Origin of the sequence: Lysinibacillus sp. OL1 (assembly GCF_004332175.1) — a bacterium.
Classification (GTDB): Bacteria; Bacillota; Bacilli; order Bacillales_A; family Planococcaceae; genus Lysinibacillus; species Lysinibacillus capsici.
In genome coordinates this window covers 508,191-523,807 of the sequence record NZ_SJDS01000002.1, presented here as the reverse complement: position 1 = coordinate 523,807, position 15,617 = coordinate 508,191, and the positions used below count along the sequence as shown (strand labels likewise).

The following is a 15,617-nucleotide window of genomic DNA, read 5'->3' as shown; positions in this document are numbered from 1 at the left end:
CTTTTACAATTTACGAGAATGTTACCTATAAATACTAAAGGGGTAGTTTCGCAACAGCGAGGCTGCCCCTTGTCTAATTTTAAGGCCAGTCATGTCCAACCCTGACAGGCCTTTTTGGTATACATTACCGTTTACTCTCTTCCATAAATAAGTGATAATAAAAGCATGAATTTTAGTAAAAGTCTAAATTCAGCATAAAAAATCAGAAAAATCAAAAAGGTGAGGGATGTCAATGGGAAATATCGACACACTATCGACGAATGTCGTGACACAATTAGAAGAAATGGCTACACGGCAAGACAATATGGATCAGCTAGTATCATACTATTGCCAAGAAAGACTGCTTTATCGTTTATCCGTATCCTCCTATGAAGATCAATTTTATCTAGATGGGGATCTACTATTATTTGCTTTAACAAATGGATTGGTGAAGCCTTCCAATGAAGTCACGCTGACAGCTCAAGCAAGCGTTCATCAACACGATATAGTGAAACAGGCCTTTAAAGAAATTTGCTCACTAGCAATACCAGCGGATGGCATTGAATGGGATGCACAGCGGATCGAATCGTCTGTATCGAGTGACAATATTCAACTAAGCATACCAGCTACATTGGGCAAAATGACTGTATACATAGAAGTTTGGATTACCTTTAAAGAAAACATGCGAATAACACCAAAGACCATTAATTTTCCGAGCTTGCTAGACAATAAGGCTGCGGTAGTTTATACATATCCAACAGAATTCGTACTGGCACAAAAATTTATTAAAATTTACCAGTACCCAGCATTAGAAAAGACTGAAAAAACAATAAATGAAGTACAACAATTGCTACAAACGCAAACTATTGAAGGACGAAGATTGCAGGCGTATATTGTGGACTTATTTGATCGTCATCATTTTACAATCGAGCTAACTTCTACACTCGAGATGACAGGGATTCTGAAACAATTCTTTATCCCTGTTTATGAAGCTATTTTGGCTGAGGACGAATTTTTCAAGCAATGGAACAATCGAGCTTGGCAATGAAGAGAGGGACCCGCAAATCATCTACGGTTTGCGGGTTTTTGCATGGCTATTATTCAGTAATTTATTAGGGGGATACATTTGTATGTCTTATGAATGGTTTCTTCTTTTTATTAAAATGAAGCTAAAGTGTATCTGTTGCACGAATAGATAAAGTTGAATCGTATTATGTCATGAAGGAGGTTAGGTGAAAAATATGATAAAGTTTGCTGGCATAAGTGTGCAAGAAATTGTTCAAACATATAGTGACACCCTCATACGAATTGCTGTGCATCAGACCAAAAATATGGCTGAGGCGGAGGACATTGTGCAGGAGGTTTATATGACACTGATGAGGCAGAACAAGCCCTTCGCTCATGAAGCACATTTAAAGGCTTGGCTCATAAAGGTGACATTTAATAAGTGCAAGGATTATTTTAAGTCCTCACGTGTGAAGAAGACGGTACCCATTACAGACGAAATGGCCTTTATTGCAAAAGAGGAGCAGATGGTTCTTACTGAAATTTTTGAGCTTCCTTCAGAAGAGAGAGTCATTGTTTATTTACATTATTACGAGGGCTATACAACGGCAGAAATGGCTGAGTTATTAGAGATTAACGTAAATACAGTAGGCTCAAAGCTCAGAAGGGCACGAATGAAGCTGAAAACGATTCTAGAAGAGGGGAGCAAAGTATGATGAATGCTTATAAGAATGTGATGAAGCAGATTCATGCTTCTGAGGAATTTAAGCGTAAGATGCAGGAAGAGATGATGAAATATGAAAAGAGGTCCTTTATGAAAAAAGTAAGAATTAGTGTTGGAAGCTTAGTAGCCTGTGCAGTGATTGCTGTCCTTGCTATGGTAAATATAAATCATGATACACCAATTGATTTGACGGAGAGAATTGTTGCGGACCATTCAGCTCCTGCGGCAAGTGCGCTAGTAAATATCGAAGGGACCATTACGGAAGTCGGAGAAGATGGGCTGAGCTTTACATTGGATAACGGTATGGAAGTAGTCGTGACAGATAAAACCAAAATAGGAATAGATGGACCGACAGCACCACCTAAGGAGGAACAGCTATTTGAGCCTACTTTTAGAGTAGGTAATTTAATTGGCGGCTATACAGAAGATACCTCCTCAAATCCAGTTCAGGCTGCTGCCATTTATACAAATTGGAATTTTGAACATCCAATACGATAAAGATTTAGATGCGCAAAAAAGAATTTCCGAAGGGAGATTCTTTTTTTATAGCTTCTGGTTAACTATTTATTCCTTTTTATCCTAAAAACGAGATTGAATAATACTATTTATAAAGAAATGATTATTTTTATACAAAAAAGTATTGTCTAAAGAGAATATTGTCACTATAATTTACGTAATAGTCTCACATTTCCGAATTGCGAAAAATAATACGCATTATGGAAAAAATATCATACTAGGGGGATGGGCTATGAAAAGAAATTTAATGGTGTTGCTTACAATTATGGCAGCTTTCACGCTAGTTTTAGCGGGTTGCGGCTCGAAAGACAATACATCATCAGGTGATGGAGATAGTAAAAAAGTTTATAAGGTAGGTACTGAGGCTACATTTGCACCTATCGTATCTCTTGATGATAAAGGGAATATTGTAGGGATTGATGTGGATGTGCTTCAAGCAATCGCGGATGAAATGGATTTTGAAGTGAAGTGGGAAAGTATTGGTTGGGAGCCTGTATTCCAAACAATTAAAAATGGTGAAACAGATATTGGTGGTGCAGGGATTACAATTACGGACGAGCGTAAGGAAACATTTGATTTTACTGAGCCGTACTACGAATCTCAATTATTAATCGTGGTGAAGGAAGATTCAAAGATCCAATCATTGGATGAATTAAAAGATAAAAAGATTTCTGTACAAATTAATGCTACTGGTCATATGGCTGCCAAGAAGCTACAGGGTGAATCTAGTCCCAACATTTTTGCTTTCGAAAATCAACCAATTGCTATTCAAGAGATGCTGAATGGCAACGTAGAAGCGGCGATTGGAGATAATTCAGTTGTTTATGAATATATCAAGGCACATCCAAATGACAAAATCAAAGTAATTAAAGATGATTCCTTCGAAAAAGAATACTATGGTTTCATGGTTCAAAAGGGGAACAAAGAGCTTTTAGATAAGTTAAATGAAGGCCTTAAAAAGATTAAAGAAAACGGTAAGTTAAAAGAAATTACAGGTTCAGACTTTTAGTAAAAAATAAACCGTAGAAGCTCACCTCAAGGGGAGTTCTACGGTTTATTTTTTAGGTGCTAGTCTTGCGCTTCAGCAACTGTTTTGACCCGTTCTAAAAATTGTACGACTACTTTGTCCGATGCAAACAATAAAAATAATTTGACGAACCATTTTAACGCATTATTTGTTACGGAATAAGTAAAGGAAGTCTCTGTTTCATTTATTTTATTTAATTCATAGTAAGCCGTAATTTCAAACAAATTAGCGAGTACAAAGCCTACTTTCAATATTTTTTTATCAGGTGTATTCGAATATTCCAATGTTTCTACATCATACGTTTCGATACGTTTTCCTTCTTTATATTTTTGGCGATAAATACTGCCAACCCCTTCTTCTGTTACTTCTACAGGCTTGTTTTCAATTACCTGTGGCATAATCTTCTGCATGTCAGCTAAAGAGCCATCAAGTAATGTCCAAACGTTTTCGATGGGGGCATTTATGTTTATAGTCTTTGTCCATGTTTTCATCCAAACACCTCTACTTTCAAAATTACTTATCTATGCTGTAAATTAAACTAATTAATAAATGTAAGTATACTAAATTTTAACGGTAGCCACATGATTATTAACATTTGAGGGGATCAGGGAGAGAAAAACAAAAAAGATTGAAGCCAATGTAGCTCCAATCCTTCTTATTTACATATTCATCCTATTAGTGGAATAGCTATGTGTTAGTTTTCATCTTTTATTTTCCAATCGTTATAAACGATATCTTGAAGTACATTTTTCAGTTGTACAAATTGCTGCTCTGAGATATTCGATTGCTTCATCACTTGGCGAGACACTTCAGGTAGTTTCCTTCTTACATCTACGCCTTCCTTGGTTAAATATATTTTCATTAATCGTTCGTCCTCCTTAGAACGTTCACGACAAATGTAATTCTTTGCCTCTAATTTTTTTAACAACGGTGTTAATGTTCCTGAATCTAAAAATAAACGTTGGCCCAATTCTTTCACCGTTATCTGTTCGTTTTCCTCTAAAGCTAATAAAGTGATATAGCCTGTATAAGTAAGATCGTAAGGCTTCAATAATAATGTATATTGCCGAGTGATTTCCTTTGATGTTGCATACAAAAGAAAGCACAGCTGGTTATCTAAATGATTAGGCATAAAAATCCCCTCTTAAAGTTCTTCTACTACCATTTATATTAAAAATAAAGTTCCTACTTGTCAAACGCAATTAAATTGTGTACAATTCAATTTGTAAAAATTAGATTGTACACAATTTAATTAATAACAAAAGATAAGGGGTTTTCAGTTATGAAAGAATTATACGCAACTACAATGATTAATGAAGGTGGCCGTAGTGGCACATCCTATGCAGAAGATCAATCTTTATCGTTAAAAATTGCACCACCAGGCTCCAAATTAGCGGATGTTACAAACCCAGAACAATTATTTGCGGCTGGCTATAGTGCTTGCTTTAATAGTGCATTAGATTTAATCAAACGCCAAAAGAAACTAAAAAATGCATCAACCATTAAAGTAACAGTGAAATTAATGGAGCAAGCTTCTTTTGACTATGTGCTTGCAGTGGAAATCGAAGGGCATATTGAAGGACTAGCAGTGGAGGAAGTACAGGAATTATTAGAGGTCACACATACGGTATGCCCATATTCAAAAGCAACAATGGGCAATATTAATGTAACAATAAAAGCAGTTTAAATTGTGAAAAGAGGGAAACTACATGTTATCAACTACACCATTAAAACAAATTATGCAAATGCGTAAATCTGTTCGTAAATACAATGCAGAGACTAAAATTCCGCGTGAAACAATCATGCAGCTGTTGCAGGATGCTACTTCAGCACCTTCTTCAAGTAATATGCAGCCATGGCGCTTTCTTGTCATTGATGATAAGGAAATTCAGAAGAATATCAACTTCTTTTCATTTAATCAAGAGCAAATCGAAACAGCCTCTGCCATTATTGCTGTCATTGGTGATATAGAGATGTATGTAAATGCTGAGGAAATCTATGCAAAAAACGTGGAGCTGGGCTATATGCCAGAACCAATTGCCAATAAGCTTGCACAAGATGCGCTGACAATGTATGGTTCAGCACCAACAAAAACATTAGAAAATATCGTACACTTTGATGCTGGCTTAGTATCGATGCAAATCATGTTATTAGCGAAGGAAATGGGCTATGATACCGTTCCGATGGGTGGATTTGATAAAGCAAAATTCGCTGAATACATGGAATTACCAGCAAATGAAATTCCTATTTTATTATTAGCCATTGGTGAAGCGGCAGCCCCAGCATATGGTTCTTCACGCCTACCAATAGACCGCATTGTTCGTTTTAATAAATAGTTTCAAGCAATGTCCTTGATACACTTGAGGACATTGCTTTTTTAAAGATTTTTTAGGAGGGAATAGGATATCTTCATTAACTTTTATTTTAAGCTTAGTCGTAGCAGCAGAGCATTTGTATATTATGTATTTAGAAACGTTTGCAACTACTTCTAAAAGAACAGCAAAAACATTTAGTCTTTCTGAAGAAGCATTAGAAAATGCAAATGTTCAGGTTCTTTTCAAAAATCAAGGCGTTTATAATGGTCTGATTGCGATCGCCTTATTGTATGGATTATTTTTGTCACATCAGCAAACTGAAATTGTTGCCATTTTTTTAATCTTTGTATTCATTGTCGCTTTGTATGGTAGCTTAACAAGCTCTAAATCGATTCTATTAAAACAAGGTGGACCTGCTATTTTAGCACTTATTAGTTTATTTTTCTCGTAAACTTAGGTAGAGTTTTTCATAACATCCTAACTTTTTAATAAAGGGGTAAAATAGATGATGCTTAAAAATAGAAAAGTAATAGTAACAGGTGCAGCTTCTGGTATAGGAAAAGAAATTGTTAAACAATGTTTAGATGAAGGTGCTTCAGTACTTGCTTGTGATATTAATGAAGACGCCTTAATGGCATTAAAACAATCAATGAATGTCCCCTCAGATTTGTATACATATCAATTAGATGTAAGTATTTATGAAGAAGTTGTCAATTTTTTTGGAAATTTGGAAAGAGAACATTGTGATGTGGATAGTTTAGTTAATAATGCAGGGATTTATTTGGGTAAGAATATACTGGATTATCAAACTGAGGAAATTGATAAAGTCATAGATATAAACTTAAAGGGATGTATTTATTTTTCTCAAATGTTCGGGAAATATCTACTTCAGAGCGAACGTAAGGGAGTCATCGTGAATATGTCTTCTGTATCAGGTATGGAAGGCAGTTCAGATGCAATATATGGACTCTCAAAAGCTGCTATATTGGGATTAACTAAAAGCTGTGCAGTGAATTTCTCACCATACATCAGAGTTAATGCCATTGCTCCTACAATGGTAAACACTCCTATGATGGATGCAATACCTATTTGGAGAAAAGAGGAATATTTAAATCACCAGCTCATCGATACACCTGTAATGCCTAAAGATGTTGCTGATACTGTTATTTTCCTCTTGTCAGATAGATCAAAGCATTACACAGGTGCGACATTTGATATTAATAATGGTGGATATCTAAGGTAGTTCAAGAACTTATTCAACTGTTTTGCCAAACTAATTATTTATCATTAGAAGTTGTTCAATGAAAGGAATCGCTACATAATGATTTTTGATTAGGGAGGGGTTAGTTCAGTTGATCAAAATGTAGTTCGTCAGTCGAAGAGGCTTGGTGCTCAAATATTAATGCCATTTTGAAGCAGAAGTAATAATATAAATATGTACCCCTAGGTCAATGAAAAAGGTACTTTTGCAATGCAGAGACAAAAGTACCTGAAAACTTCTATATTAGGGTTTTAAAACCACTTTAATGCAACCTTCTTGCTTTGTATCGAATATTTCATAAGCATGTTTTGCTTTTTCAAGGGGGAGTACATGTGTAATGATATCACCGACATTCACTTTTCCTTCAGCCATTAGGTTATAGACATGGGGCATGATATGAACAACTGGAGCCTGTCCAGTACGAATCGCTACATTGCGTTGGAATATATCTCCAAGTGGGAAGGCATTGTATCGACCGCCGTATACACCGGTAATTTGGATTGTTCCTCCTTTACGTACAGCTTGACTGGCTGTGACAAGGGCGCCCATAGCACCACCTTGAAGTTTTACCCCACTTGCAAGAAATTCTAGAGGCGTCATTTTTCCGCTCATCCCTACGCAATCAATGACAACGTCTGCACCACCCTTGGTAATCTCTTTCAAGTATTCGCCACAATTTTCATGGTCTTCAAAATTAACGATTTCCACATTATTTGTCTTCTTTGCATGTTTAAGACGATACCCAATGTAGTCAACTGCGATTACTCTTTCTGCTCCTTTCAGCCAAGCAAATTTTTGTGCTAGCAGTCCAACAGGTCCGCAGCCAAGAATAATAACAGTATCTCCTTTCTTTACACCAGCATTATCTACACTCCAAAAAGCAGTAGATGCGGCATCAGCAAGGAGAACAAGACTTTCATCAGGAACTTCTGATTTCTCTGGAATTTTGAAAGGGATAAAATTACCATAGGGCACTCGCATAAACTCTGCCTGTCCTCCTGGAAAACCGCCTGTTGTGTCTGAATAACCAAAGTAGGCACCCATTTCGCCATTATCGTTTGCATTATCACATTGACTTTCCAGATCATGATTGCAGTACCAGCATTCCCCGCATGCAATATTAAAAGGAATGACAATCCGGTCACCCTTTTTAACCTTCGTCACATCTTTTCCAACTTCTTCTACAATACCCATTGGTTCATGACCAATGACATAATCTTGTCCAAGATTCGGAATCATACCATGAATTAAATGCAAGTCTGACCCGCAAATGGCAGTAGTGGTTAAACGAACAATAATATCATCGGCTTTTTTTATTTTAGGGTCTTGTACTTCTTTAACCTCAACATTTTTTACACCTTGAAAAGTGACAGCTTTCATTAAAAAAATCCCTCATTTTCGTTTATTTTTTCGGTGGGGTAGGGAACATTCCTTTTCGATTCATATCTTTAGGGAATAAATCCAACTGGGCAATACTAATCGCATTTTCTGCTGATTTAATATCCAGTTCCTTTTGACCTGCAAGATCATAAGGTTTCAGCCATTCTTTTTTTACCATCAGTTCAGAAATTTCGAAATATAAATCGACCATGACATCCAGCTGAGTTCTCAAGATTTTCTGAAGAGCAGGAGAAGCTGTTTCTGTTAAGGCAATTGAAAGATTACGAATACCCGTTTTGGTTGTAAGTAAAAACTCAAGAGCAATCCCCGAATCAGTTAGTTCGGGCATTCCAACTGAATTTATAGGATCTAAATAGTCTTGCATACAATTGTCCTCCTAATATTCCAATTCCGATTTTGAGTAGAGCTTAACCATAGCAGTGAGTGCCGGGGTAGATAATTTTACATTTTTGTCCAATAACGCTCTTAAATCATCATCAAAGACCACACCTTGACTCAGCTTCGATTTAAGTAAACTAGTTGTCATAAAGTTAATGACTTCATGAAATTCCATGGTTTCATGAAGTGCTAATTTTTTCTCAAACACGTAATTCGCACCTCCATAATTTTCTTTAAAAAGTCTTCCCTGTAGCAAGTCTATTTATGCAAATTCGCATTGGATTAATTCTAAGACTATATTGATAGATAGAATCTGATTTAAAGTTGAATTTCCTCCATTCTTTTCACTCAACCCATTTATGACATTACCTATGTGATGGAAGAAGGGCACTTTTTTTAGATAAATTTATACAAAATTGGTTAAAAAAAAGGACCTTCAGTCTCTGTAGCTGTCAGGTCCTTATTTTTTATACTATTTCATTTGTTTTTTAATATCTTCTACTTTGGTAAACTTCAAGACAACAAACAAGCCCAATAACTCTGGATATATCCCTTTTAGCTTCAATGGTTCATCATCTTTTGAATGCAACCATAAATTTGCTTAACACGCCGCCAAGAATTATTAATATTATATTAGTCCCAACAAGCCAACTGTGTGCATGCATTACTATACATTGTAATGTAAAGAAAAATAAAAAACCCCAAAAGCTGCATATAACAGGCTTTTAGGGCTTAGTAGGGTACATATTACAAAATATAAAAATTAGTCCGTGAAACATAAAGATGATAAGTAACCTAACATTAATAAAAGACCAATACCCATTGCGATGCTCATGCTTTGTACCTCCTTTAAAAAAACGACACATTATTCATAAATATTGTACAATGAATTATAGAAATATGAAACCTTTTAATGGCGAGAACGTATATAATAATAGGAGAATTACCAATTTGTACATAAAGAGTAGGTGACAATAAATGAAAACGTGGGTTAAGAAAAGTATAGTCATCATGGTTGCGTTTTTAACATTTGGTTTAATAACGCCTACACATGAGATTTGGGAAGCATTTGATCAAAATCCTTCGAACCGTGCATCCATCGGCCCTTCATCAGGGACAAGCACTGCTTTAGCTGCTGAGCATGATGATAGCAGTGACGAGCAGCTACAGATACAAGAGGAAGCAATTGATTATAATGCCTTACTGGTGGATGCGGCTAGAGAACAATCGTACATAAAATTTGGCACAAAAATTGGTCCGAAAATTAGCAACGAATTCGACAGCATCATCTTCCCGAAAATGGAGGAAGCCATCGCAATGACAGTGGCTAATCTTGATGATCAAACTGCTGCATCTTTAACCATCTCTGAAAGACCAAGTGGTAATTACGGTGAGAAAATTTTCAATGTCATCAACAATGAAACAGGCACAGATTTAATTCGTTTCCATGTGCGCACAGAAAAAAGACCGCAGGAAGGCTACTACTACAACTTCCATTACCACAGTGTCGAGGACAACTTCATGGCACATAACAACCTTGGCGATATCTATTGGGAAAAAAACACACCACCTAAGTGGTTGTCATGATATATAAGGGTTTAGGGGCTGTCTCTTAGAGATTAGCCCCATTTTTAGCCCCAATTTCGATAGCACGATCAAAAGTATCGATAATTCTATCTTCCATTTCTCTCAGTACATGACCGTATGTTGTGTAAATCATTTCAGGCGTGTTCCCTAAACGTTCAGCAATAGCCCTTACTGGTACACCATCGTTCATTAATATTGTTGCATGTGAATGTCTAAGAGAATGGAGTGTGCACTCCTTTAATCCAGCGCGTTGAATAATTCTTTTAAATCCTTTGTGTAACGTTGTTAATGGCATTGGTATCATACTTTCTAAAGAGTGGAATACATAGTCTTCATCTTCTAGCTTTTTCCCGAATGATAGTAATTTTTCTTTGATTACTTTTTGATAACGACTTAACTGATCAATTACATTTTTACCAACTTTGATTTTGCGTTCACTATTTTTTGTTTTAGTTGACCCCGTACCATATCTAGTTCTATTCCGCATAATATTAATTGTTTGCGTCTCAAAGTCAATATCCTTCCATTGAAGACCTAATGCTTCACCTTTACGCATTCCTGTATAAGACAGTAACAGTAAAATTGAATAGTACGTTTCATCCTCATTATCTTTTGTGTAAGTAAGCATTGTACTTAGTTGATCAGATGTAAGTACCGATAACTCAGCTTCTTTTTTCCGAGTAGAAGGTAGGCTTACTCCTTTAAATTTGTTTCGAGGAATTATTTCATCTTCAACAGCAGCATTTATAGCTATTAAAAAGATTGAGTGTATTAGTCGGATTGAGCTAGGTTCATATTTCTTTTCTAAGGAATTTATTAAACTTTTTTGATATGTTAATCTGTCTAGTTTTTGTAATTTGAAATGACCAATATACGGTTTAATATTAAGCCTTATAATGATTTCGCGTTGTGTTATCGTCCCAAGTTTCCATTTTCGTTTATTAGATTCAAACCAAATATCTAGCCATTGTGTTACAGTTAGGTTATCATTTTCTATATATTTTGTTTCACCACGCAGCGTTTGAGCCTTTACATCCACAAGGGCTTTTATCGCTGCTTTTTCAGTTTTAAAACCACTTTTTTTCTTTTCTTTACGTTTACCAGTCAATTCATCATAGTATTTGTGGCGGAACATCCACAATTTTTCACCTTTATTATTGAGGTAAGAATAGACTTCTTTTTCCTTTGTTGATTTAACTAATTCCAATTTAATTACATTCCCTTCATCGCTTTTGGTGAGCATGTGTGTAGGGATGGAATATAAATTATTTATCGAAAGTTAATTTTAAAATTTGTAGAGCTTTTTGTTTTTCTTCATCAGTTAAAACTTTACCGTTAATTGTTATTTCTTGTGCCATACTAAATAAGTTTTCAAGTTCAACATTTGATTTAGATTCACCGACAGAATTCTCTATCATATTTTTGTCTTGAGTTGCTTCTTTATATTCTAGTGAGTTTCTAATTAAATCGTTAATTTCATCAATTTCAACAGATAAATCCTCCGATTGATCTCGAAGGTCTTTAGCTTGTTTTAATAATTCACTTCTTTCTTTAGATAATGAACTCACTTCGCCTTGTTCTTTATCGTTCAATTCATCTATAGTGAGATATTTTTGTAACTTTAACTCTATATCTTCTGCTTTATTGATGAATTCTTTTTTCTTATTTCTATATTCAGCTTGTTTTGATTTAAGTTCATCACGTTTTAGATACAATTCAGATAAATCATTTCCAGTTAAGTAACCAGCCTTAACCATTAAATCTATATATGGAATATCTAAGACCTTAGCAATTCTCGCTAAAACGTCAGGAGATGGATTTTTTTTTCGTTCATTTTCTAAATGTGAAATGTACCCTTGAGAAACTTCCACCATTTCAGCCAATTGCGTTGTTGTAAGTCCACTTTTTTTACGAACTTCTTTTATTAAATCTCCTAATGTATTCACATTATTTCTCCTTTCTTTATCATTAATCGGTTTAAATAAATAATACTCAAAGTAATAAAAAGTTGCAAATTATTTATAAATGGTTTAAATTAATACTATAAGAATTAATACTGATGGTATTAATATTTTTATGCAAGGTGGTGAGTTCATGGATAAAATCACTTTATCTGTTAATGAGGTTGCTAAATTAATTGGAATAAGTACTACTACTGTTTATACAATGGTACGCCTTAATGAAATTCCATATAAAAAAGTGCGTGGCAGAATTATTTTTCATCGTGGAACTATCGACAATTGGTTAGCAACACCTTTTAAAGGGGGAGAATCATGATTCCGGCAGAAATAAAAATTGAAGTTAATGAAAATATAATTAGAGAACAATTAGAAAAGCGCGTAAACGAAATTGTTGATAGTACTTTACTTTTGATTGATGTAAAAGGTTTAGCCAAAAAATTATCAATGAGTGAGCGTTTTATAGAGGAAGAATTCTTACATGATCCACGCATTAAATTACATGAAGTTAAAAAGAACAGAAAACGTTGGTACTTTTATAAACCAACAATAGAAGCAATTACGGAAATTTTACGTACAGAATGGTAAAAATTAAAAATGCTTTTGGTGAGCGTGTAAGAAAAAACAACAATGTCACAGCACATAGGTGGTGAAATATCTGATGCAACAGGAAATGAATTATTCTTATGATTCCATACCAGAGGAACTTAAAGAATTGAGACAATGGTTATGCTTTGAAGTTAAAGCTGTACCAGGAAAAGAAAAATTAGAGAAAATACCATGGCATTATAGTGGCAAATTTAAAGCTTCTTCTACTAATCCAAGTACATGGTGTTCATTCGATGAAGCTGTAATAGCAGCACAAAAAAGGATAAATGGTATTAACGCTATTGGTTTTGCTTTTAGTGAAAATGATCCATATACAGGAATTGATTTAGACAATGTGTTAGAAGGTAATAACCTTAATGGAATGGCCAATGAAATTATCGATATTGCTGATTCATATACAGAGTATTCAACTAGTGGGACAGGCGTACACATCATTATTAAGGGATCTCTACCCGATTACATTAAAAATACCGGTAAACGAAATGACAAATATGGTATAGAAATTTATTCAAGTGGTCGTATGTTCGTTTTTACTGGAGATGTTCTTGCTAATGAAGGCAGTATTTATGAACGTAGTGATCAGTTAGGTGAGATTATTGAGAAGTATTTTTCAAAGGAACAGTTAGCTGATTATTCAGGGATAAATTATAACGAAATTCCCAGTGGTACAAATACTGAAGATGATAGCGATACTTGGAAAAGGATGTTACTAGATAAAAAAGTGGTAGAGAGTAAAGGTGTGACACATGGTGAGTTAATCCATAGAGCAATTAAAGGGGAACTTACACACAATAATGATCACTCTGAAACTGATATGTACTTGATTGGCCAGCTTGCTTATTTTTGCAAATGCGATTCTGAAAAAATAGATCGTATGTATAGAAATGGGCCAGAAGGAATTGGAAATGCATTGATGCGTGATAAGTGGGACGAACGCAGAGGGGCAACTACATATGGTGAACGTACAATAGTGATTGCGATTGCTAATGAGATGCCTAAGCTCAAAGCCCTTGAAAAGAAAGAATTCGAAATGATATCACCAAACGGTACAAAAGTAATGTTGAAAATACCAGAAGGTTATATATCGAAAAAAGGATGTTTGTATAAGGTTTCAGAAAAAATGCTGAAGGATGGTTCTATTGAACGTAACGAAACATTTATTTGTAGGCAGACACCAGTGATTACAAGAACTTTTACAAACATCGAGTACCAACAACTATATCACGAGCTCACTTGGTCTGATAATGGTCGTGACTATAAAGTTGTAGTTCCTGCTGGAGACCTAGCTATCCGAAAAGAGATGTTGAAATTGTCTTATCAATCTTTGGCGGTTACAGAAAACAATGTAAAACACCTTATTCAGTATTTTGACACTTTTATTATGGTAAATCATTTAGAGAGAGAGCATCTAGTGGAACGTCTAGGTTATATAAAAGGAGAGCTTGTTCACCCTTTGAATGCTAACAATATTACCATTTTACCCGCAGATGCAGGTGAAAAGCAGTTGTTAAATGCATTTGATTTATCTGGAACCATCGAGGATTGGATTAGTGGTGTGTTAAACCCAATGAAAAAGCACTCAAGAGCTCTTTTGATGTTATTAGCTTCATTTACAAGCGTTATTTTAAAAGATTTAAAGTTACAGCCTTTTATTGTGGATTTAAGTGGTCCAACTTCACGTGGTAAAACAACTGTATTACGAGCTTGTGCAAGTGTTTGGGGTACAGAGTACTTGGTTTCTGAATGGAATATAACAAAAGTATCTGCTAAGCGAAAAGCAAGTTTTTTGAATAGCTTTCCTCTCATTCTCGACGATAGCCGTAAGGCTGATTCAAGGCAATTACAAAGTTTTGTTTATAACTTTTCAGGTGGCCGTTCTAGAGGGCGTGGGTCTATTACAGGTTCTCAAATGGAGAGTACATGGAATAATATTTTACTTTCTACTGGAGAAGCTTCGTTGAATGAATATGCAGTATCAGCAGGCGGAGTAGCTGCACGTATATTATCAATAACTGGGATTCCATTCGAAAATGAGGAGTTTAGTTTTTTCAATAACATTTATGAAGCATTTGATGGAAACTATGGTGTTGTAGGAATGGAGTTTTTAAAACAATGGCAGGAGAGTAAAAATACCCTTATTTCGGAATTTGCCGAATATAATAGTTTGTTCCAAAAGGCTTCACAGGGTAATGAAGTGATTTCTCGAATTGCGCGTTACTATGCAGCTATTGTTTTTACCGCAAAGCTATTAAATGTTTTCTTTGATTGTGAGATTGATTTAAAAGTATTGTTTCTATTGTTCGAGGAATTGAATAAGGAAAATAAATCTTTAGATAAGCCTTTGCAATTGTTGGAATTGATTTTACAAGAGTTAGATGCGGATCGAGGCGCTATCTATAGAAATAATAGCATCGGTACAAAAACAATTAAAGCGTTCTATAAAGCAGGCACACTTTATTTTGCACCAAACATTTAAAAGAAACCTTAAAAACAGAAGAAAAGGCAACCAGAAATGAATGGTTAAGGCGTGGAATAACAATTGAACGTGAAAATCGAGGGAAAAAAGTCGATTATCAACAATTAAAAATTTCAGGTCAGAAGTTTAGCGGAATAGCTGTACAACCGAAGATTTTACAAGAGTTAGGGTTCGACTTCTCTGAAGAAGCTAGATATTAATCTTTTCGGTACAACAAAGTACAACAAAGTAGGTTAGTTTTTAATTTTGTTGTACCGCAATAAAGATTGATATATCAAGGTTTTAGATATAAAGGTACTAAGAGTACTACAAGTACAACAAAATAAAAAGAGGTTGTATGAGAAATGATTCTACGCAGTTTTGTAGATGTCCTTTATATAT

19 protein-coding genes are annotated in these 15,617 nt (G+C 35.0%); 12 read left to right on the top strand and 7 right to left on the bottom strand.

Translation table 11 applies throughout. The features are described from left to right. The first annotated feature begins 232 nt into the window (after window positions 1-232). From EW028_RS07065 to EW028_RS07050, 4 genes are all read left to right on the top strand, one after another. Entirely contained in the window at window positions 233-1,027 is a 795-nt protein-coding gene (locus EW028_RS07065; protein ID WP_131520374.1) for a nucleotidyl transferase AbiEii/AbiGii toxin family protein, read from the top strand. A gap of 193 nt (window positions 1,028-1,220) precedes the next feature. Continuing rightward, window positions 1,221-1,700: an RNA polymerase sigma factor gene (locus tag EW028_RS07060; RefSeq protein ID WP_131520416.1), complete on the top strand. Its 480-nt coding sequence runs from the start codon at window positions 1,221-1,223 to the stop codon at window positions 1,698-1,700. Then, a complete protein-coding gene (locus EW028_RS07055; protein WP_227744886.1) occupies window positions 1,700-2,206 on the top strand; it encodes a hypothetical protein in 507 nt (168 codons plus the stop codon). The genes EW028_RS07060 and EW028_RS07055 overlap by 1 nt, the downstream gene beginning before the upstream one ends. 250 nt (window positions 2,207-2,456) lie before the next feature. Beyond that, entirely contained in the window at window positions 2,457-3,233 is a 777-nt protein-coding gene (locus tag EW028_RS07050) for a basic amino acid ABC transporter substrate-binding protein (RefSeq protein WP_004228443.1), read from the top strand. Window positions 3,234-3,292: 59 nt separating this feature from the next. Here the strand turns inward: EW028_RS07050 and EW028_RS07045 are convergent, their stop codons facing one another. Beyond that, complete coding sequence (locus tag EW028_RS07045; protein ID WP_131520373.1) at window positions 3,293-3,742, bottom strand: SRPBCC family protein; 450 nt, start codon at window positions 3,740-3,742, stop codon at window positions 3,293-3,295. Between the two features lie 203 nt (window positions 3,743-3,945). Beyond that, a complete protein-coding gene (locus tag EW028_RS07040; RefSeq protein WP_054549302.1) occupies window positions 3,946-4,383 on the bottom strand; it encodes a MarR family winged helix-turn-helix transcriptional regulator in 438 nt (145 codons plus the stop codon). Window positions 4,384-4,533: 150 nt separating this feature from the next. On the opposite strand from EW028_RS07040, the gene EW028_RS07035 reads away from it, so the two are divergent. From EW028_RS07035 to EW028_RS07020, 4 genes are all read left to right on the top strand, one after another. After that, a complete protein-coding gene (locus EW028_RS07035) occupies window positions 4,534-4,938 on the top strand; it encodes an Ohr family peroxiredoxin (protein ID WP_131520372.1) in 405 nt (134 codons plus the stop codon). A gap of 22 nt (window positions 4,939-4,960) precedes the next feature. After that, window positions 4,961-5,587: a nitroreductase family protein gene (locus EW028_RS07030; RefSeq protein WP_066037868.1), complete on the top strand. Its 627-nt coding sequence runs from the start codon at window positions 4,961-4,963 to the stop codon at window positions 5,585-5,587. Window positions 5,588-5,654: 67 nt separating this feature from the next. Next, window positions 5,655-6,017, top strand: a complete 363-nt coding sequence (locus tag EW028_RS07025) for a DUF1304 domain-containing protein (RefSeq protein ID WP_131520371.1) — start codon at window positions 5,655-5,657, stop codon at window positions 6,015-6,017. 57 nt (window positions 6,018-6,074) lie between these two features. Continuing rightward, a complete protein-coding gene (locus EW028_RS07020; protein WP_131520415.1) occupies window positions 6,075-6,809 on the top strand; it encodes an SDR family NAD(P)-dependent oxidoreductase in 735 nt (244 codons plus the stop codon). A gap of 261 nt (window positions 6,810-7,070) precedes the next feature. Here the strand turns inward: EW028_RS07020 and EW028_RS07015 are convergent, their stop codons facing one another. Genes EW028_RS07015 through EW028_RS07005 form a run of 3 tightly spaced genes read right to left on the bottom strand, consistent with a single transcriptional unit; the run spans window position 7,071 to window position 8,814 of the window. Further along, window positions 7,071-8,207, bottom strand: coding sequence for a zinc-dependent alcohol dehydrogenase (locus EW028_RS07015; protein WP_054549299.1), 1,137 nt, complete (start codon window positions 8,205-8,207; stop codon window positions 7,071-7,073). 22 nt (window positions 8,208-8,229) lie between these two features. After that, the gene (locus EW028_RS07010; protein ID WP_048394572.1) at window positions 8,230-8,592 is read right to left on the bottom strand and encodes a spore coat protein; all 363 of its coding nucleotides are present in this window, start codon (window positions 8,590-8,592) and stop codon (window positions 8,230-8,232) included. Window positions 8,593-8,604: 12 nt separating this feature from the next. Continuing rightward, a complete protein-coding gene (locus EW028_RS07005; RefSeq protein ID WP_016993944.1) occupies window positions 8,605-8,814 on the bottom strand; it encodes a hypothetical protein in 210 nt (69 codons plus the stop codon). Between the two features lie 770 nt (window positions 8,815-9,584). Here EW028_RS07005 and EW028_RS07000 point away from each other — a divergent pair. Then, window positions 9,585-10,193, top strand: a complete 609-nt coding sequence (locus tag EW028_RS07000) for a YpjP family protein (RefSeq protein WP_036080766.1) — start codon at window positions 9,585-9,587, stop codon at window positions 10,191-10,193. A 25-nt stretch (window positions 10,194-10,218) separates the two neighbouring features. Here the strand turns inward: EW028_RS07000 and EW028_RS06995 are convergent, their stop codons facing one another. Further along, on the bottom strand, window positions 10,219-11,400 hold the full coding sequence (locus EW028_RS06995; protein WP_227744885.1) for a site-specific integrase: 1,182 nt from the start codon (window positions 11,398-11,400) through the stop codon (window positions 10,219-10,221). Between the two features lie 58 nt (window positions 11,401-11,458). Then, window positions 11,459-12,139, bottom strand: a complete 681-nt coding sequence (locus EW028_RS06990) for a helix-turn-helix domain-containing protein (RefSeq protein ID WP_193767332.1) — start codon at window positions 12,137-12,139, stop codon at window positions 11,459-11,461. A gap of 148 nt (window positions 12,140-12,287) precedes the next feature. On the opposite strand from EW028_RS06990, the gene EW028_RS06985 reads away from it, so the two are divergent. The 3 genes from EW028_RS06985 (at window position 12,288) to EW028_RS06975 (ending at window position 15,236) form a co-directional block, all read left to right on the top strand. Next, window positions 12,288-12,470, top strand: a complete 183-nt coding sequence (locus EW028_RS06985) for a helix-turn-helix domain-containing protein (RefSeq protein ID WP_131520368.1) — start codon at window positions 12,288-12,290, stop codon at window positions 12,468-12,470. Next, the gene (locus EW028_RS06980; protein ID WP_131520367.1) at window positions 12,467-12,739 is read left to right on the top strand and encodes a hypothetical protein; all 273 of its coding nucleotides are present in this window, start codon (window positions 12,467-12,469) and stop codon (window positions 12,737-12,739) included. The genes EW028_RS06985 and EW028_RS06980 overlap by 4 nt, the downstream gene beginning before the upstream one ends. Window positions 12,740-12,824: 85 nt before the next feature. Next, window positions 12,825-15,236 carry a phage NrS-1 polymerase family protein gene (locus tag EW028_RS06975; protein WP_193767331.1) on the top strand — a complete coding sequence of 804 codons (2,412 nt, stop codon included), beginning with the start codon at window positions 12,825-12,827 and terminating at the stop codon, window positions 15,234-15,236. Window positions 15,237-15,617: the final 381 nt, after the last annotated feature.